We start from the raw sequence: 18158 nt of genomic DNA, 5'->3' as shown, positions 1-18158 counted from the left end.
TGCCTAAAGGCCATAGACAAGGGGCGCTGCCCCTCGTGCTCCCCGGAGTTTATCTAATCAGAAGAAGTTCAGATGCGGCGGGCGGTGATGCCTCGGCTGGTGCGGGATGGTGGGCCGGAGGGGAAGGTGTAGTCGGCTTCGATTTCGAAGCCAGCGTTTTGCACCAGTTCGTGAATTTCATCCTTGCCGAAGGTGCGATGGCGCCATTGCAGCCAGATAATGGCGTTGCACCAATGCGGCTTTGAGACGACGAGGCGCAGGCGGCCTCCGGGGACCAGAAGGTTGCGCATCTGCTGAAGGGCAAGGCCGGGGTCGGGGCAATGTTCGATGATATGGGCGGCGAGGACTTCGTTTGCGGGGGCAAGGCCGTGGGCCTGATCCAGGCGGGCCGGGATGAGGTTGGGTTTGACGCCGCGCGCCAGCATGGGCTGGCTGGGTTCCAGGAGATAGAGCGCGCCGGGGGTGCCGTGGATGGCGACCCAGGCTTCGGCAAAGGCGGCTGTGCCTGCGCCGACGTCGATAACGCGCGCACCAGGGATCGGGCGTTGGCCAGGGGCCGACAGAAAGCCGAGGTAGCCGTCGTAATAGCCAAGCGCGCGCATCTTGTCGCGCCAGCGATTTGCGGCGGTATCGTATCGGTTTGTCAGGTTCTCGGCGGTGTCGCTCATGTGGTCAGACTGCCATGATTTTCGGCGCGCTTCCATAGGCTGCGTGATCGGTGCTGGTGTTGCTGCGGGTGCATCGCTAGACATGAGCGGACGCGAAAGAAGGCCGATGAAACACGTGATTGATCCTAAGCCGGGCATTGAAGATATCGTGCTTTACAAGGGCGGCGAGAGCCGTCTGGCGGGGCATGACGAGGTGTTGAAACTTAGCTCGAACGAGAACCCGTTTGGGTGTTCGGAGGCGGCGAAGGCAGCTTTGGTGGCCGCGGTGGCGTCGATGCATCGCTATCCGTCGAGTGATCACGTGTCCTTGCGTCGTGCGATTGCTGAGGTGCACGGTCTGGATGTGGAGCGGATTATCTGCGGCGCAGGCTCTGACGAGATACTGACGTTTCTGTGTCAGACCTTTGTGGGGCCGGAGCATGAGGTTATTCATACCGAACACGGGTTTTCGCTGTATCCGGTGTTGATCAAGGCGACCGGTGGCACGCCGGTTCAGGTGCCCGAGAAGAACCGGGTTGTGGACGTGGATGCCATTTTGGCGGCGGTGACACCGGCGACGCGGATGGTGTTTCTGACCAATCCGGGCAATCCGACGGGGACTTTGTTGCCGGTGGAAGAGCTGGCGCGCCTTGCCGATGGGTTGCCGGGCGATGTCCTGTTGGTGCTGGACGGGGCCTATGTGGAGTTTGCCGAAGGGTATGACGGCGCTGTGGCTTTGGTGGACGCACATCAGAATGTGGTGATGACACGGACGTTTTCCAAGCTCTATGGGCTTGGTGGGCTAAGGATCGGGTGGGGCTATGGCTCGGCCCGGGTGATTGATTTGCTGAACCGGGTGAAGGGGCCGTTCAATCTGGGCGGGCCGCAATTGGCGGCGGCAGAGGCGGCGATGCGGGATCGCGGATTTGCCGAGATGTATCAGGGCGAAAATGCGCGGCTTCGCGTCTGGTTGGCAGAGGCTTTGACTGAAGTCGGCGTGCCCTCTGATCCATCGCACGCTAATTACATTCTGGCGCGGTTTGCTGATCAGGCAGAGGCTGAAGCCTGCGATGCGGCGCTGCGCGAAGACGGAATATTGGTGCGCAAGGTGGCGGGGTATAACTTGCCAAACTGTTTGCGGATCACGGTCGGGACAGAGGCGGATTGCGCCCGCGTTGCGGCATCGGTTCGGCGGTTCAAAGGAATGGCACAATGAGTGAGATTTATGGCCGCGTTGCCCTGATCGGGCTGGGGTTGATCGCTTCGTCGATGGCGCATGCCATGCGCCGCGATGGGCTGGCGGGCGAGATTGTGGGCACGGCGCGATCTGCAGAGACACGCGAGATAGCTGCCGAGCTTGGGTTCTGTGATCGGGTCGTGGAGACAGCAGCCGAGGCGGTGAAGGGCGCGGATTTGGTGGTTCTGGCGGTTCCGGTTGGCGCCATGGCCGCTGTTGCGGAAGAGATCGGACCACATCTGGCAGCAGGAGCCACGGTTTCAGATGTCGGGTCGGTAAAAAGGGCGGTGATTGAGGCCGTTCAGCCCCATATGCCGGGTGCTGTGCACTTTATCCCAGGTCACCCAATGGCCGGGACCGAGCACTCGGGCCCGCGCGCGGGATTTGCAGAACTGTTTGAGAACAAATTCAACATTCTAGTGCCTGGCGAAGAGTTTGATGCAGAGGCGCTGGATCGGTTGACACGGCTTTGGACCGGTATGGGGGCCATGGTCGAGATCATGGAGGTGGATCACCACGATCTGGTGTGTTCGGTGACCAGCCATACCCCGCATTTGATTGCCTATACGATGGTCGGTGTGGCGGATGATCTGCGGCGTGTGACTGATAGCGAAGTGATAAAGTATTCAGCTGCGGGTTTTCGGGATTTTACCCGGATTGCGGCCTCGGACCCGACGATGTGGCGGGATGTGTTTTTGAACAATAAGGAAGCGACCCTGGAGGTTCTGGGGCGCTTCACGGAAGAATTGTTTGCGTTGCAGCGGGCAATTCGCACAGGAGATGGGGATCACCTGCATGAGTATTTCACTCATACGCGGGCGATACGGCGGGGCATTATCGAGGCCGGGCAGGATACGGATGCACCGGACTTCGGTCGGATCGGGAAGAAATCATGATCAGATATGCAGCGCTGTTTGCGCTTTGTTTTGTAGTCGCCTGCGGCGGCGGGGGTGGGAGTGTTCCATCCAATATTGAGGCCACCAAACGTAGCGCGGTAAACGGGCCTGGCGGTTGTGGGGTGCGCGATGCCTGGGTTGTGCGCGAAGTTTCAGGCGTCCGGTTGTCGCAACCGGCGATGCTATCGACGGCGACCGTGCGGGCATTGGACACCTGGGTGCGGCGCGTTGCCATACCGGCGGTTGGTCGGCGCGGCGGCGGATTGAGCGAGTTACGCGTTGCGGCGCATTATGCCTGTCGAAACATTAATTCGAGGCGCGGCGGGAAGTTGTCGGAACATGCCAAGGGTAATGCGATCGACATCTCGGCGCTGGTGATGCGCGATGGTAGCCGGGTTACCGTTTTGAACGGCTGGAATTCCGGTCGCGACAGGGCATTACTGCGGCGTCTCCATCGGGGGGCGTGCGGGACATTCGGGACTGTTCTGGGACCGAACGCGGATCGCTTTCATCGCGATCACTTCCATTTCGATGTGGCCAGCCGACGACGCGCTTACTGCCGGTAGATGGATTGTGAGGGGCTTTGCCCCTCGCACGATTGTTTTATTTGGGGCGCTGCCCCGTCCCTGCTTTTTGCAGGGACTCCCCGAAGTATTTGCCAGACAGAAGAAGCCCTAGGGGATCACAATGCGTGGCGCGGGGCCAAGCGGGATAGGGCCAAGGAAAATGCCGCCTGCGCGAAATGTGAGCGGAACTTCCAGCGCGTCAGCGTTGCCGCTTAGAAGCGCGATCAATTGCAAGGCATTTTCGACATTTGGGGCGTCTGGGCGGGAAATTAGTCCGGCCTCGACGGCCATGTTGAAGAGACGCTTCCAGTTGGTGGCTTCAAGGGTGATTTCGCCTTCCGGTGTTCCGGACGGGGTCAGGGAAAGCAGGCCTTTGGCAGAAAGGCCGATATCGCCCCAGTTCGCCGAGAGGTCTGCGATATTCAGCGCGGAAATCTGAGGACGGGTGGTCTCAAGGGCGTGCCGGTCCCAGGGGGCGGTGAAATCGGCAGTAGCATCCAGATGCAGGCGCGCTATCTGTGGCGGCAGCGTTTCGGTAGGATCGAGCGTTTCCCGGGCGCTGGTTGGTAGGGTGATTTGTAAAATCTCGGCGCCGATACGGTGGGCGTTTGTGCGGGCTTCGATCTGTTCAGTCGCGATGCGCGCCTGATCCAGCGACAGCGACCAGCCAAGAGATGAGTTCAGGTTCAGTTTGTCGATGACGATCGTTGAGCGTTCGAGGGGCAATGACGTTGATGGCTGAAGGAAGATTGATCCACGGGCCTGATCATTTGTGATGTCGATGGCTTGCAGCGGCGTTTCGACGTGATGCTGGTTGGGCAGGACCGCGATGACCTGATGGGGCTTGTAGGCCAGCGCCAGCAGTTGAAGGAACGTGCCCGACCAGGTGACATTGCGCCCGGGCGGCTGAAGGGTGACGTTGGTTATCGTTGTGTCGAACCGACTGGGAAAGCCGCGCACGTCAATGGCTTCGGCATTCGTTGCGATGCCCTGACTTCGCGAGGTTTCGATCCAGGACGTGAGCGAGCGTTCCAGCGCGGATGAGCCGAAGGCCCACCAGGACATCCAGCCCAGGCTGACAACCAGCAACAACACAATCAATCGGATCATTTGGTCTTTTCCCCGCGTCCTCGGTCTGTATTAAGGCGCAGATGACAGAAGAACCAGAGACACCGCCAAGCCCGTTGTGGGTGTTCGGCTATGGATCGCTGATCTGGGATCCGGGTTTCCCGGTGGCCGAGCAGCGTTTGGCGCGACTAACTGGCTTTGCGCGCAGTTTTTGCATGTCGTCGGTCCATCATCGCGGAACCGAAGACGATCCGGGGTTGGTGTTGGCGTTGGATCCCCACGAAGGTGCGGAGTGCAGCGGGGTGGCGTTCCGCGTTCCCGAGGCTGACGCAGACGCCACTGTGGCCTATCTTCGCGAACGCGAATTGATTTCCTCTGCTTATGTTGAGCGGGTTTTGTCGTTGGAGGTGGACCAGATCGGTGGGGTGCGGGCGTTGGCCTATGTGGTGGACACCGATCATGTTCAATACGTGGGCGGCATGGCGTTGGAGCAGCAGGCCCAAATTATTTCCGCCGCTGTTGGTGGACGCGGACCGAACACTGAATATTTGTGGAACACGGTGGAGCATCTGGATGAGTTGGGCATCGCCGATCCTGATCTGGAGTGGTTGGCGGGGCGGGTCCGTCAAATCACTGGCATCGCCTGATTTTATTGAGGTTGGCAGGGCGTCGGCCTTGGCCTATTGTGCACAAAACAACAGCGACAGGACCGGGCCCTGATGGACCAACCGGATCGCGAGGCCGAGCCGCAATTCACACGACCTTACCGTCAGATTCTGACGATGCTTATCGTTTTGGGACTGGTCGGCGCTGGGGCCTATATTGCCTATCCGCAGGTGGCGCCGGTGTTTCTGGCAAACCCCTGGCTGAACGGTTTTATCGGTTTCGTCTTTGTGATCGGTGTGCTGGCCTGTTTTTGGCAAGTGATCCAGTTGATTACATCGGTTCAATGGATTGAAGGTTTTGCGCTGGATCGCGCCGGACATCAGTTCACCAACGCGCCGCGTTTGCTTGCCTCGCTGGCGGCATTGCTGCGCAAGCGCGGGGCCAGAACGCAAATCGGATCGTCTTCGGCGCGGTCAATATTGGACTCGGTGGCGACCCGGATTGATGAAGCGCGGGATATCACGCGATATATTGTCAATCTGTTGATTTTCCTGGGTCTTTTGGGAACATTCTATGGTTTGGCGACCACGGTTCCCGCTGTTGTGGATACGATCCGGTCGCTTGCTCCACAAGAAGGTGACACCGGCGTTCAGGTTTTTGAACGGCTGATGCAAGGTCTGGAAGCGCAGCTTGGTGGTATGGGCGTTGCTTTTGCTTCGTCGCTTTTGGGTCTGGCAGGGTCACTGGTTGTTGGTTTGCTGGAGCTGTTCGCTGGTCATGGTCAGAACCGGTTTTACCGCGAGCTGGAAGATTGGTTATCGACCATCACCCGCATCGGCTTTTCTGCAGACGAAGGCGGTGGTGCGGCAGACACCGGCGCGGTTTCCCAACTGGCCGAGCATATGGCCGAACGGCTGGATGCGATGCAGGCGTTTTATGCCGAATCCACAGATCGCTCGGCGGCTGCCGAGGATCGTCTGGGTATGCTGGCCAATGCGGTTTCACGGCTTGCGGATCGCCTGGGCGAAGGGGATGTCAATACGGGGCCCGATATGACAGCTGTGTCTGCCAGCCAGGACAGGTTGACCCAGGCCATTGAAACCCTGGTCAGCGAAGGTACCGGCCAAGTCGATGCTGAAAGCCGGATGCGTCTGCGGTCGATGGATGTGCAGATGCTGCGTATCCTCGAAGAAATGTCGGCAGGTCGGCAGGAATCCATTGGCGAAATCAGAACCGATATTGCGCAACTGACGAAAGCCATTCGTATGTTGGCTCGCGACCGCGCCGACGGCCCGGTCTAAGCGATGGCTCTGACCCGCCGATCCGTCCAGCGGATGTCGGGCTCGATCTGGCCCGGATTTGTGGATGCCATGACCGCCCTGTTACTGGTGCTGATGTTTGTTCTGACGATCTTCATGGTCGTCCAGGCCATGCAGCGCGATACAATTACCGGGCAAGAAACAGAATTGGATCAGCTGGCTGCCGAGGTGACGGCGCTGGGTCGTGCGCTGGGCGTGTCGCAGCAGCAGTCAGCACAGTTGGAAGATGATCTGTCCAGCCTACAATCTGAAAGTGATCGTCAATCGGCTCTGATTGCCAATCTGACGGGGCAGGTTGATGCTCAGGCGCGCGCACTAAGCCAGCGCGATGCGGCGATTGCCAGTTTTGAAGAGCAGGTTGCAACGTTGCTGGCGGCGCGGGATCAGGCGTTGGCGGAAGGGGTGCAACTGGCGGCGACGATTGAAGACCTGGAAGCGGCCCGTGCCCAACTGATTACCGAACAAGAGGCCATGCAACTGGCGCTTGCCCAAGCGCGTGATGAAATTGATGCCCAAGCCGAAGAGGCTCGGTTGGCGGCGGCCCGCCGCGAGGCGCTAGAGGCCATGACCGCCGAGTTGCAAGCCGAAGCCCAGGCACGCGAGACCTCCTTGGCCCAGACTTTGGCGGCGCTTCAGGCGGCCGAGGCGGATGACGCTCTAAGTGCTGACGCTCTGGCACTGTCCGAAGCTCAACGCGCGTCACTGACTGCCGAATTGGAAACTGCCGAAGCTGCGCGTCTGGCGGAACTTGCGGCGGCCGAAGCCTTGAAGGCGCGCGTCGCCGAAATGGAAGGGCAGTTGACTGAAGAAGAGCAAGCCCGACTTGCCGAAGCTGCGGCAGCGGAGGCTTTGCGCGAACGCCTGAAAAATGCAGATGCCGAATTGACGGCAATGTCGCTGGCTTTGGAAGAGCAGCGTAAAAAGGCAGAAGATACATTGACCCTTTTGGCCGCCGCCAACGCGGTTGAGGCCGATTTGAACGATAAATTGACGCAAGCCTTGCTGGGATTGGATGCGCGTTCCGCTGAACTGGCTGCACAGGGCGAGACGCTGGAGGAAACGGCCGCGCGTGAAGCGGCCCTGCGAGCGGCCCTTGCCGAGGAAGAAGAAACTCTGGCGGCAACCGCAACCACTGCCGAAGAATTGCGGGCACTTCTGACGTCGCGGGATGCCAGTTTGGCCGCTGCCCAAGGGGTGAGTTCGGATCTGGACGCCAGGTTGAAGATCGCCGAACTGGAGCGCGATGAAGCGCAGGCTGAATTGGCGACGTTGCGAGCGACGTTGTCTGACGCTCAGGCGCAATTGGTATCTTTGGGTGCTACGGCGGAAGATCGCGATACCGCGCTGGCCGCTCTGACAACCGAACGTGACGCGCTTTTGGCCGAGGTTGCGGAATTGCGCGAGGCGACAGCGGATACCGCTACCGTGCGTGAACAACTGGCGGCAGCATTGGCTGCGAAACTGGCCGCCGAAACCTCGGTCGCCGAAGAGATGAGCGAACGCGAACGTCAGCAAACCCTGCTGGCTACGGCACGAGCGCAACTGGCCGAAGAGGAATCGTTGTCGGCCCAATCCCAACGACAGGTTGCGGCCTTGAACGCGCAAGTCGCTGATTTAAGGGCTGAACTTGGGTCGTTGCAGGTGCTGTTGGACGTGGCCGCTGAACGCGACAGTGAAGCAAAAGTGCGGATCGAGGCGCTTGGGTCGCAATTGAACACCGCACTTGCGCGCGCGGCGCAGGAAGCCAAGCGGGCCGAAGAGGAAGCCTTGCGGGCAGCTGCGTTGGAAGCCGCCGAGGCCGAGCGCCTGCGTCTGGAAGCCGAGCGTCTGCAAAGCGAAGTGGCCGATCTGGCGGATTACCGGTCTGAGTTCTTTGGAACATTACGGCAAGTTCTCGGGGATCGTGAAGAGATCCGGATTGTTGGTGACCGGTTCGTGTTCTCGTCCGAGGTTCTGTTTGAAAGCGGATCGGCAACGCTTTCGGACGAGGGGCAGGGACAGATCGCGAGTGTCGCAGCAATCTTGTCAGATGTATCTGGTCAGATCCCGGAGTCGATAGATTGGATTATTCGCGTCGATGGGCACACCGACAATCAACCCATCGGTACCGGAGGCGACTTTGCCGATAACTGGGAATTGAGCGCCGGGCGCGCATTGTCGGTAGTTAAATACATGACCGAGGAGCTTGGCTTTGATCCAATGCGCTTGGCCGCCACAGGCTTTGGCGAATTCAGACCGGTGAACGCAGAGAATATGTCTGAGGCGCGCGCCCAAAATCGCCGGATCGAACTTAAGCTTACTGAGCGTTAAGGCGACGCAAAAGGGCGCCCGCGTAAATGCCGCGCCACCCGGTTTGGGGTGCGGTTAAAAACCAACTTTTGCGAATGTCCCAGATCGTTGTGAAGCGGTGGTTGGGATCATGGCCCAGTTTCGGCAAATGAACACTCATGTTGTAAACAGTTAATTCGCTGAACCAGAGCTTCTTTCCATTAGATAACAGATCAACGCGCATATGGTCGAAATGCTTTCCGATTTCTTTTGAGAGCATCAAGGCCTGCTCAAAGGCGGGCGGCAACGGGCGCTTTGCTTGGGTCGAAGTTACGGCGGTCGGCATATCTACGATCTGGAAATACTCATCGTCTTCTGTGATCCACGCGTCCGCTGACATTTCGGTATATCGATTGTAAATCATGACAAGGCGGCCGACTTTTCTACCAAACATGTAAAACTTGAACTCGGTGTGAGCATCTTCAATCAGATCTTCGACAAACAATTTGCGGTTGATATTCATATATCCCCACTCCAGCTGCCTGTGACCGTGATCAACCTTTAGAAACCCGTCTGCTTTATGGTTAAAAGCCTGCCGGTCGGTTGGCGGATGTGGCAATATAATAAACTGGCCGCATCCATGATTGGCCTTGAGAACGGCACCGCCCTCTAATGACTTTTGGGAAGTTCAGAGGCAGCTTTTCCCTTCCATCGAATGTTTGCTGATGCGATTCCGATATTGTTCTCTTCAAGCCACTTACGGACCTCGAGTTTATCACAGACTCTTGTAAAGGTTGGGTTGCGGTCAAATACCTTTCGCCAGAAATATTTGTCATTTGCACATCTAGGAAATGCAACATTGGGAACTGTGCCCTTATTGCGAGAGTAATAAAGGCGAGCCAGTCTGAGATGACCTGCAAGCACAAAAATGTTCACAAGAAATATAATTGTGTGGTCAATCAACTTCATGCGTGAACCCCATGGTTCTTTGTGCGTGCTGGCAAATGGAATATGCTGCAGTTCAAGAATATGCCAAGTACGGCGTCAAAGTCGAAAACACTGCAAAAAGGACCTTTAGCAGGGCAGATGCTCGCGTGTCTTTAGCCGTCGTCTCAGGGCGCTTTGATAAACACCACGCCAACCTGATTGCGGTGTCGACATGAACCAGCTTTTGCCGAGATCCCAGCTTTCGTTTATTGGGTCGTCGGGAAGGTGGCCGATACGCGGGAGGTATCCACCTAAATGGTAAAGCGTTAACTCGCCCAGCCAAAGTTGAACCCCGTCCCAATTCAAGTCCACACGGACGTGGTCGAAGTCTTTACCAAGTTGGCGCGCAATTTTGCTTGCCTCTTCGAACTGAGCCGGCAGCGGTAAGTTTGAATGAGGAACTGAATCCAGCCCGCCATCAACGTTTCGCTCGAAATTTCCATCTGCCCCCGGTGTCCAAACGTCCCCCGAGATCCCCTCTTCAAATCGATCCATAATCAAGATCACTCTTTGAATATGCGCACCGAAGGTAAAGAACTGATACTCAAGCAATCTGCCCCTAAGCAGTTCCTCTGCAAAAAGCTCACGTTCAACTTCTGTGTAGCTCCATTCGCCTGCTCGCTTACCATTGTCGACATGTAGAAATGCGTTGGCCTGTCGATTTAATTTGTCTCGGTCTTCGGGTGCATCTTCTACAAAAAGGTTTGTCCCTGAACCGTGATTTGCCTTGATAGCCGTGCCATTCGCCAAAACGTCATAGGGGATGTCGGACGCATCCTTCCCAGTCCAATATATTTCTGGGAGTGCAACATCGACGCCGCTTTCATCTATCCAGTCACGCAGCGCCAGCTTGTCGCATACCAACGGAAAAACCGGATTGTGGTCGAAGATTTTCCGCCAGAAGAACTTTTCATTCAACGTGCGCGGGTCCGCCGGGTTGATAAACGGAAAACTAGGATCGCGCTTCAGGTGCCAGATAACCATAATTGGATGTGTCAACACGACGATGACACGCACCAAACTGATAACTATCCAATCAGACGACCGTTTGATCAGGTTATATTTCTTCTTCATTGCAACCACTTACAGGAGAGTGGCCGCAATTTACCACAACGAAAAAACAGTTGTGGACAAATTGCTCAGGTCGCATTTGTGCGTTGAAATTGCGCCACACACCAGGCGTGGCGCAACTTAAGACTAGTCAGCCGTCAGAAGCGGTGGCTTTTTCTTCGACGAGATCCGGCGGGTCTTATGCTCGATCCGAAGTTCAAGCTTGCCGTCTTTGACGCCAACTTTGACGATACCGCCTTTGGCCAGCTTGCCGAACAACAGTTCCTCGGCCAGAGGCTTTTTGATCTCTTCCTGAATGACGCGGCCCAGGGGGCGCGCGCCCATATTGTCGTCGTAACCCTTGTTCGCAAGCCATTCGGCGGCCGGGCGCGTCAGTTCGATGTGGACGCCACGGTCCAGAAGCTGGGCTTCCAGTTGCAGCACGAACTTTTCGACGACTTGCAGGATCACCTCTTTCGGCAGCGCCGCGAAGCTGATCACCGCATCCAGACGATTGCGGAATTCCGGTGTGAACATCCGCTCAATCGCGGCGGTGTCTTCGCCCTCGCGCTTGTCGCGCCCGAACCCGATAGCAGCCTTGGCCATATCGGCAGCACCTGCGTTCGAGGTCATGATCAGGATCACATTGCGGAAATCAACCTGGCGACCGTTGTGGTCGGTCAATTTGCCGTGGTCCATCACCTGCAACAGGACGTTGAAGACATCCGGGTGGGCCTTTTCGATCTCGTCCAGCAGCAACACGCAATGCGGGTGCTGATCGACGCCATCGGTCAGAAGACCGCCCTGATCAAAACCGACATAGCCCGGAGGCGCGCCAATCAGACGGGAAACCGCGTGTTTCTCCATGTATTCCGACATATCGAAGCGTAGAAGTTCCACGCCCAGCGAATCTGCCAATTGCTTGGCCACTTCGGTTTTGCCCACACCGGTTGGGCCTGCGAACAGGTAGTTGCCGATTGGCTTTTCCGGCTCGCGCAGACCTGCGCGGCTGAGTTTGATGGCCGAGGCCAGCGCCTCGATCGCTTTATCCTGACCGAAGACAACGCGCTTCAACCCAGCATCCAGGTCCTTCAGCACTGCCGCGTCGTCCTTGGACACGTTCTTCGGCGGGATGCGCGCGATCTTGGCGACGACATTTTCAATCTGCGTCACGTCGATGGTTTTGTTGCGCTTTTCTTCCGGCACCAGATGCTGTGCTGCGCCTGCCTCGTCGATAACGTCGATGGCTTTGTCAGGCAATTTGCGATCATTGATATAGCGCGCCGAAAGTTCGACCGCCGTGCGCACCGCATCATCGGTGTAGGAAACCGAATGGTGTTCTTCGAAATACGGCTTGATGCCCAACAGGATTTTCACGCTGTCTTCGACAGTCGGTTCATTCACGTCAATCTTCTGGAACCGGCGGCTTAGCGCGCGGTCTTTTTCAAAGTGCTGGCGGAATTCCTTGTAGGTGGTCGAGCCCATGCAGCGCAGTTTGCCGCCCTGAAGCGCGGGCTTCAGCAGGTTCGAGGCATCCATAGCCCCGCCCGACGTTGCACCGGCACCGATGACAGTGTGAATTTCGTCGATAAACAGGATCGCATCAGGATGCTCTTCCAACTCGGTCACAACCGCTTTCAGACGTTCCTCGAAATCGCCGCGATACCGGGTGCCTGCCAGCAACGCGCCCATATCAAGCGAGAAGATGGTGGCGCCTTGAAGCACCTCTGGGGTTTCCTTGGCAACGATTTTTCGGGCCAGGCCTTCGGCGATGGCGGTTTTGCCGACACCGGGGTCGCCGACCAGCAGCGGGTTGTTCTTACGGCGACGACACAACACCTGCACGCAGCGTTCAACCTCGTGGTCACGTCCGATCAGGGGATCGACATCGCCTTTTTCGGCTTTGACGTTCAGATCGACGCAGTATTTCGACAGGGCGCTTTCTTTGGCTTCCTCTTCGCCACCACTGGACTCACCCTGGGCTTCATCTTCAAACTCGTTCGCGCCGCTTACCGGGCGCGCTTCGCCAAAGGACGGATCCTTGGCAACACCATGGGCGATGAAGTTGACCGCATCGTAGCGGGTCATATCCTGGGCTTGCAGGAAGTAGGCCGCGTTTGATTCGCGTTCGGCAAAGATGGCGACCAGCACGTTGGCCCCGGTCACTTCGGTGCGCCCCGACGACTGGACATGGATCGCCGCGCGCTGAATGACTCGCTGGAAGGCGGCGGTTGGCACCGCTTCGGACCCTTCGATTTCGGTCACCAGAGTCGACAGATCGTCGTCGATAAAATCGTTCAATGTCTTGCGAAGCTCATCCAGATCAACAGAACAGGCCTGCATGACTTTGGCAGCGTCTGGTTCGTCGACCAGCGCCAGTAACAGATGTTCAAGCGTCGCAAGCTCGTGCCGACGAGAGTTGGCAATGGCCAGCGCCGCGTGGATGGCGTCTTCGAGCGTCTTCGAGAATGATGGCACGCTCCGTGCTCCTTACCTTTGAGGTCCGCTGGGTTTGGCCCCCGTGCAGACCGTGACCTCATAGTCTTAGAGTTCGGTTGATTTGCCCAACCTTCAAGACCTTTTTGTTCACGACGGCTCACATTTTCCGCTTGTGAGGCAGCTTGCCCCCCAAAATGTCGGAAATTATGGCAATTTCAGAACGAATCTTTGCGGCGGCGTATTTCCGCAAAAACTGAAGCGTCGCTGTCGTTAGTCATATTTAGGGCTGATTTTACCTCAGACAATCCCGCGCGCAGAAGAGGATTGGTCGAAAGTTCCAGCTTCAACGAAGACGGCACGGTTGCCACACCATTTGCCTTTGCGATGCCGATGTCCTTTGCGCGTTGCTGCAATGCCACGTTGTCGGGTTCGATTGTCAAAGCAAATCGCGCGTTGGTGGCCGTATATTCGTGACCAGAGCAGATGGTGGTGTCGGTCGGCAGGGCGGCAAGTTTCGACAGGCTATCCCACATTTGGTCGAACGTGCCTTCAAAGACCCGGCCGCAGCCAAGTGCCATCAAACTGTCGGCGGTGAATGCTGATTTGGTTTCGGGCACATAAAACGCGATGTGGCCGACAGTGTGACCAGAGACGTCCATAACCCGCACTTCGGTTCCAGCAAAAGTAAACGTGTCGCCGTCGCCATGTTTTGAATCTAGTTTTGGCAATCGATGTTCATCATTGGCACCGCCGCGCACTTTTGCGCCCGTGGTGGCACGCAACTCGTCAACGCCATCGATATGATCGTTGTGGTGGTGAGTAATCCAGATTTCGTCCAGACCCCATCCACGTCTTTCCAATTCCGCGTTGATCGGTCCGGCTTCTGGCGCGTCTATCAGGGCGGTTTGCCCATCTATCCGCAGCAGAAATGCGTAATTGTCGGACAGGCAGGGGATGGTGATCAGGTCGAATGTCATGGCAATGCCTTGTGATCTGGGTATGGTTCGGTCGTAAGTTTCAGGGAAGTTCGGACGGCGCGCAATGCACATTGATGTATTGGATTTGAGAACCTTCTATTACCGCACTCGTCTTGGGCGCGCGGCGCAGCGCGCCATCCGGGATCAGGTGGTGACGATGTGGCCGGATGCAAGTGGGCAGACGGTGGTTGGTTTTGGATTTGCCGTGCCGTTGCTCCGACCGTTTCGCAGTTCGGCTGGACGGATTGTGGCGCTGATGCCGGGGCCGCAAGGTGTAATGCCCTGGCCCGCAAACCAGCCGAATGTTTCGGTGCTGTGCGAAGAGACGATCTGGCCGGTGGAAACCGATAGCGTCGAAAAGCTGGTGGTCATGCATGGCTTAGAGACAAGCGAGCGTCCATTTCAACTGCTGGATGAATGTTACAGAGTTCTGGCCCCTGAGGGTCGGGCAATGTTCATCGTGCCGAACCGTGCCGGACTTTGGTCAAGCGGGGATGGAACGCCGTTCGGGTTTGGCCGCCCGTATTCACTGGGACAATTGGAAGGGCAGCTTCGGCAAATCGGGCTGATCCCGTCCCGCCACGTCGCAACCTTGTTTCAACCACCAAGCGACAGACCTTTTTGGCTAAAGACCGGACGGTTTTGGGATCGGATTGGGAGTAAGGTCTCGAACCGCTTCGCTGGTGGCGTGCTAATTGTTGAAGTCAAAAAGCAAGTTCCAGCCCCGCCAAGGACCGGATTAACCGAGGCAATGCGGCGTCCGCTGCGTGTTCTGGACGGCCTGACACAAGGCGACGCAAAACCGGCCCGAGACTGGATTTCGGGGTGACTCGGGCCCCCGAAATCGGTTTCCGACCACATGCAAAGCGCGCAATCCGTCGCACCTTTGGCTAAGTGTTTGAAATTGCTTAATTGGTGCTTTGTCCACAATGGTCTGTAGACGGTTGCTAGGTGAATATACCTCTGCTACACGACCGCAGATTTCATCGCCTGGCCGCGTGCTGGGTCGTGATTTTTGTGACCGGAGGGCTGCCTGGCATCTTCGGGGACGCGCCAAAGAATAGAACGCGGAAGGGGACACGTGTCAGAATCATCGTCAATCTCGACCGGCATTGCAGCGCGCTATGCGACCGCAGTGTTCGAGCTTGCCAAGGACGGCAACGAACTGGACGCGCTAGAGCGTGATATCGAAACTCTCGATGCCGCCCTGTCCGACAGCGCCGATTTTACCGCGCTGATCAACTCACCCATCTACAGCCGCGCCGCGCAAGGCACTGCCATTGCAGCCATCGCCGGTCAGATGGGCCTTGGCGCCACTGTTGCAAACACACTGAAGCTGATGGCGTCCAAGCGTCGTCTCTTTGTGCTGCCGCAACTGACGGCCGCGCTTGCTGCGCTGATTTCGGAGGAGAAGGGCGAAGTGAACGCCCATGTCCGTTCCGCGCGTAGCCTAAGCGATGCACAGAAATCCAAACTTGCCGAGACGCTGAAGGCGACAGTCGGCAAAGATGTCAAAATGAATGTCACCGTCGATGAAGACCTCATCGGCGGTCTAATTGTTAATGTGGGCTCGCAGATGATCGACACGTCGATCAAATCCAAGCTCGCAGCCCTCCAGAACACCATGAAAGAGGTCGGATAAATGGCGATCCAAGCAGCAGAAATTTCTGCGATCCTGAAAGACCAGATCAAGAACTTCGGACAGGAAGCCGAAGTCGCCGAAGTTGGCCGTGTGCTCAGCGTTGGCGACGGTATTGCCCGTGTCTACGGTCTGGACAACGTGCAGGCCGGTGAAATGGTCGAATTCCCAGGTGGCATCATGGGCATGGCCCTGAACCTGGAAAGCGACAACGTCGGTATCGTTATCTTCGGGTCCGACCGGGACATTAAAGAAGGCGACACGGTTAAGCGCACGAATTCCATCGTGGACGTTCCAGCCGGTGAAGCACTTCTGGGCCGCGTTGTTGATGGTCTGGGTAACCCGATTGACGGAAAAGGCGAGATCAAAGCGTCCGAGCGTCGTGTTGCTGACGTGAAAGCGCCCGGCATTATCCCGCGTAAATCGGTGCACGAGCCGATGGCAACCGGTCTGAAATCGGTTGATGCGATGATCCCAATTGGCCGTGGCCAGCGTGAATTGATCATTGGTGACCGCCAGACCGGTAAAACCGCTGTGGCGCTGGACACCATCCTGAACCAGAAAGTCTATAACGAGGCTGCTGGCGACGACGAAAGCAAGAAACTCTACTGCATCTACGTTGCGGTTGGTCAAAAGCGGTCGACCGTTGCGCAACTGGTGAAGAAGCTGGAAGAAAGCGGCGCGATTGAATACACAATCGTCGTTGCGGCCACCGCATCTGACCCGGCACCGCTGCAGTTCCTGGCCCCTTACGCTGCGACCTCAATGGCAGAATACTTCCGCGACAATGGCCGCCATGCGCTGATCATTTATGATGACTTGTCCAAGCAGGCCGTTTCGTATCGTCAAATGTCCCTGCTTCTGCGTCGCCCACCTGGACGTGAAGCCTATCCTGGTGACGTTTTCTATCTTCACTCCCGGCTTCTGGAACGTTCGGCCAAGCTGAACGAAGACAATGGCGCAGGCTCGCTGACGGCGCTGCCGATCATTGAAACCCAAGGTGGTGACGTTTCTGCGTTTATTCCGACCAATGTGATCTCGATCACTGATGGCCAGATCTTCCTTGAAACCGAACTGTTCTATCAGGGTATCCGCCCTGCGGTGAACACCGGTCTGTCGGTTAGCCGGGTTGGTTCGTCCGCCCAGACTGACGCGATGAAGTCGGTTGCCGGTCCTGTGAAACTATCGCTGGCCCAGTATCGCGAGATGGCGGCCTTTGCACAGTTTGGTTCCGACCTTGATGCCGCGACCCAGCAGCTCTTGGCCCGTGGTGCGCGTCTGACCGAGCTGATGAAGCAGCCACAGTATTCGCCCCTGACCAACGCCGAGATTGTTTGCGTCATCTATGCAGGCACCAAAGGCTATCTGGACAAGCTTCCGGTTTCGGATGTGGGTCGTTTTGAAGCTGGCATGTTGAACCACTTGCGTTCGAACCATGCCGATCTGCTGAAAGACATGACCGACAATGACCGTAAGGTTAAAGGTGAGCTGGAAGACAGCATCAAAGCTGCGCTTGACGCATTCGCTGCTGACTTTTCCTGAACTGGCCGAAAGGTAGGATTGGATAAATGCCAAACCTTAAGGACCTGAAAAATCGGATCGAGTCGGTCAAATCGACCCGCAAGATCACAAAGGCCATGCAGATGGTCGCGGCGGCGAAATTGCGCCGCGCCCAGGAATCTGCAGAAGCCGCACGGCCCTATACGGAACAGTTCAACGCCGTAATGGCAGGACTGACAGCTTCTGCCGCTGGCAGTGGTCAAGGGCCGACGTTGCTGACCGGAACCGGCAGTGATCAGACCCAGCTTCTGGTGGTTATGACCTCGGAACGCGGGCTTTGCGGCGGCTTTAACTCGAACATCGTGCGTCTGGCGCGCGCCAGGGCGAATGAATTGATCGCCGCTGGCAAGACTGTCAAAATTCTGACGGTCGGCAAGAAGGGCCGCGAGCAATTGCGCCGCGACTTCGAAGCACAGATGATCGGCCATGTTGATATGTCCGAAGTGAAGCGTCTGGGTTACGCCAATGCGCAAGATGTGGCGGGCCAGATACTGGCACGGTTCGACGACGGCGAATTTGACGTCGCGACCATCTTTTACAGCCGGTTCCAGTCTGTGATCAGCCAGGAACCAACCGCTGTGCAGGTGATTCCGGCCGCGTTTGAACAGGAAGAGGGCGCAGATGCCGCCGCTTTCTTTGAATACGAGCCCGGCGAAGAAGAAATCCTTGCTGATCTGTTGCCACGCGGTGTGGCCACGCAGATTTTCGCAGGTCTTCTAGAGAACGCCGCTTCCGAACAGGGCGCACGGATGAGCGCCATGGACAACGCGACACGCAACGCAGGCGATATGATCGACAAGCTGACGATCCAGTATAACCGCTCGCGTCAGGCTGTGATCACGAACGAGCTGATTGAAATTATTTCGGGCGCTGAAGCGCTTTAAGAACCGGAGAAACGA

Annotated in this window: 16 protein-coding genes; 10 read left to right on the top strand and 6 right to left on the bottom strand. The window is 57.2% G+C overall.

The annotated features are described in order from the left end of the window. Positions 1–68 precede the first annotated feature (68 nt). Entirely contained in the window at positions 69–602 is a 534-nt protein-coding gene (locus GKR98_12545) for a methyltransferase domain-containing protein (protein ID QMU60095.1), read from the bottom strand. A 172-nt stretch (positions 603–774) separates the two neighbouring features. Between GKR98_12545 and GKR98_12540 the strand changes: the two genes are divergently transcribed. The 3 genes from GKR98_12540 to GKR98_12530 are packed head-to-tail and all read left to right on the top strand — an operon-like array spanning position 775 to position 3346. Beyond that, positions 775–1863, top strand: a complete 1089-nt coding sequence (locus GKR98_12540; GenBank protein ID QMU58945.1) for a histidinol-phosphate transaminase — start codon at positions 775–777, stop codon at positions 1861–1863. Beyond that, entirely contained in the window at positions 1860–2780 is a 921-nt protein-coding gene (locus GKR98_12535; protein QMU58944.1) for a prephenate/arogenate dehydrogenase family protein, read from the top strand. Before GKR98_12540 ends, GKR98_12535 begins: the two co-directional genes overlap by 4 nt. Further along, positions 2777–3346 carry an extensin family protein gene (locus GKR98_12530; protein QMU58943.1) on the top strand — a complete coding sequence of 190 codons (570 nt, stop codon included), beginning with the start codon at positions 2777–2779 and terminating at the stop codon, positions 3344–3346. The genes GKR98_12535 and GKR98_12530 overlap by 4 nt, the downstream gene beginning before the upstream one ends. 108 nt (positions 3347–3454) lie before the next feature. Here GKR98_12530 and GKR98_12525 read toward each other — a convergent pair whose 3' ends face one another. Beyond that, positions 3455–4456: a DUF2125 domain-containing protein gene (locus tag GKR98_12525; protein QMU58942.1), complete on the bottom strand. Its 1002-nt coding sequence runs from the start codon at positions 4454–4456 to the stop codon at positions 3455–3457. A 41-nt stretch (positions 4457–4497) separates the two neighbouring features. Here GKR98_12525 and GKR98_12520 point away from each other — a divergent pair, with 41 nt between their 5' ends. From GKR98_12520 to GKR98_12510, 3 genes are all read left to right on the top strand, one after another. Next, positions 4498–5061 carry a gamma-glutamylcyclotransferase gene (locus GKR98_12520; GenBank protein ID QMU58941.1) on the top strand — a complete coding sequence of 188 codons (564 nt, stop codon included), beginning with the start codon at positions 4498–4500 and terminating at the stop codon, positions 5059–5061. A 72-nt stretch (positions 5062–5133) separates the two neighbouring features. Then, positions 5134–6321: a biopolymer transporter ExbB gene (locus tag GKR98_12515; protein QMU58940.1), complete on the top strand. Its 1188-nt coding sequence runs from the start codon at positions 5134–5136 to the stop codon at positions 6319–6321. Between the two features lie 3 nt (positions 6322–6324). After that, positions 6325–8649, top strand: a complete 2325-nt coding sequence (locus GKR98_12510; GenBank protein QMU58939.1) for a peptidoglycan -binding protein — start codon at positions 6325–6327, stop codon at positions 8647–8649. Here GKR98_12510 and GKR98_12505 read toward each other — a convergent pair. The 4 genes from GKR98_12505 to gloB form a co-directional block, all read right to left on the bottom strand. After that, positions 8636–9232, bottom strand: coding sequence for a hypothetical protein (locus GKR98_12505; protein QMU58938.1), 597 nt, complete (start codon positions 9230–9232; stop codon positions 8636–8638). The genes GKR98_12510 and GKR98_12505 overlap by 14 nt on opposite strands. Positions 9233–9681: 449 nt before the next feature. Next, positions 9682–10668, bottom strand: coding sequence for a hypothetical protein (locus GKR98_12500; protein QMU58937.1), 987 nt, complete (start codon positions 10666–10668; stop codon positions 9682–9684). Positions 10669–10791: 123 nt separating this feature from the next. Then, a complete protein-coding gene (gene clpA / locus GKR98_12495) occupies positions 10792–13122 on the bottom strand; it encodes an ATP-dependent Clp protease ATP-binding subunit ClpA (GenBank protein QMU58936.1) in 2331 nt (776 codons plus the stop codon). 176 nt (positions 13123–13298) lie between these two features. Continuing rightward, a complete protein-coding gene (gene gloB / locus GKR98_12490; protein QMU60094.1) occupies positions 13299–14066 on the bottom strand; it encodes a hydroxyacylglutathione hydrolase in 768 nt (255 codons plus the stop codon). Positions 14067–14124: 58 nt separating this feature from the next. Between gloB and GKR98_12485 the strand changes: the two genes are divergently transcribed. The 4 genes from GKR98_12485 to GKR98_12470 all read left to right on the top strand — a co-directional run bounded on the left by GKR98_12485 (position 14125) and on the right by GKR98_12470 (position 18143). Further along, positions 14125–14889: a hypothetical protein gene (locus GKR98_12485; protein QMU58935.1), complete on the top strand. Its 765-nt coding sequence runs from the start codon at positions 14125–14127 to the stop codon at positions 14887–14889. Between the two features lie 252 nt (positions 14890–15141). Next, on the top strand, positions 15142–15702 hold the full coding sequence (locus GKR98_12480; GenBank protein QMU58934.1) for a F0F1 ATP synthase subunit delta: 561 nt from the start codon (positions 15142–15144) through the stop codon (positions 15700–15702). Continuing rightward, positions 15703–17241, top strand: a complete 1539-nt coding sequence (locus GKR98_12475; GenBank protein ID QMU58933.1) for a F0F1 ATP synthase subunit alpha — start codon at positions 15703–15705, stop codon at positions 17239–17241. 26 nt (positions 17242–17267) lie between these two features. Further along, entirely contained in the window at positions 17268–18143 is an 876-nt protein-coding gene (locus GKR98_12470; GenBank protein QMU58932.1) for a F0F1 ATP synthase subunit gamma, read from the top strand. The last annotated feature ends 15 nt before the right edge of the window (positions 18144–18158 follow it).

Origin of the sequence: Boseongicola sp., from assembly GCA_014075275.1 — a bacterium.
Taxonomy (GTDB): Bacteria; Pseudomonadota; Alphaproteobacteria; order Rhodobacterales; family Rhodobacteraceae.
Note: the sequence above shows the minus strand (reverse complement) of the source record. Positions and strands in the feature narration are given on the sequence as shown.

What these genes read in the sequence shown, in the direction of transcription:
- GKR98_12545 (QMU60095.1), bottom strand. Translation starts at nt 602, where the DNA reads ATGCGCGCGCTTGGCTATTACGACGGCTACCTCGGCTTTCTGTCGGCC.
- GKR98_12540 (QMU58945.1), top strand. Translation starts at nt 775, where the DNA reads ATGAAACACGTGATTGATCCTAAGCCGGGCATTGAAGATATCGTGCTT.
- GKR98_12535 (QMU58944.1), top strand. Translation starts at nt 1,860, where the DNA reads ATGAGTGAGATTTATGGCCGCGTTGCCCTGATCGGGCTGGGGTTGATC.
- GKR98_12530 (QMU58943.1), top strand. Translation starts at nt 2,777, where the DNA reads ATGATCAGATATGCAGCGCTGTTTGCGCTTTGTTTTGTAGTCGCCTGC.
- GKR98_12525 (QMU58942.1), bottom strand. Translation starts at nt 4,456, where the DNA reads ATGATCCGATTGATTGTGTTGTTGCTGGTTGTCAGCCTGGGCTGGATG.
- GKR98_12520 (QMU58941.1), top strand. Translation starts at nt 4,498, where the DNA reads ATGACAGAAGAACCAGAGACACCGCCAAGCCCGTTGTGGGTGTTCGGC.
- GKR98_12515 (QMU58940.1), top strand. Translation starts at nt 5,134, where the DNA reads ATGGACCAACCGGATCGCGAGGCCGAGCCGCAATTCACACGACCTTAC.
- GKR98_12510 (QMU58939.1), top strand. Translation starts at nt 6,325, where the DNA reads ATGGCTCTGACCCGCCGATCCGTCCAGCGGATGTCGGGCTCGATCTGG.
- GKR98_12500 (QMU58937.1), bottom strand. Translation starts at nt 10,668, where the DNA reads ATGAAGAAGAAATATAACCTGATCAAACGGTCGTCTGATTGGATAGTT.
- GKR98_12485 (QMU58935.1), top strand. Translation starts at nt 14,125, where the DNA reads ATGCACATTGATGTATTGGATTTGAGAACCTTCTATTACCGCACTCGT.
- GKR98_12475 (QMU58933.1), top strand. Translation starts at nt 15,703, where the DNA reads ATGGCGATCCAAGCAGCAGAAATTTCTGCGATCCTGAAAGACCAGATC.
- GKR98_12470 (QMU58932.1), top strand. Translation starts at nt 17,268, where the DNA reads ATGCCAAACCTTAAGGACCTGAAAAATCGGATCGAGTCGGTCAAATCG.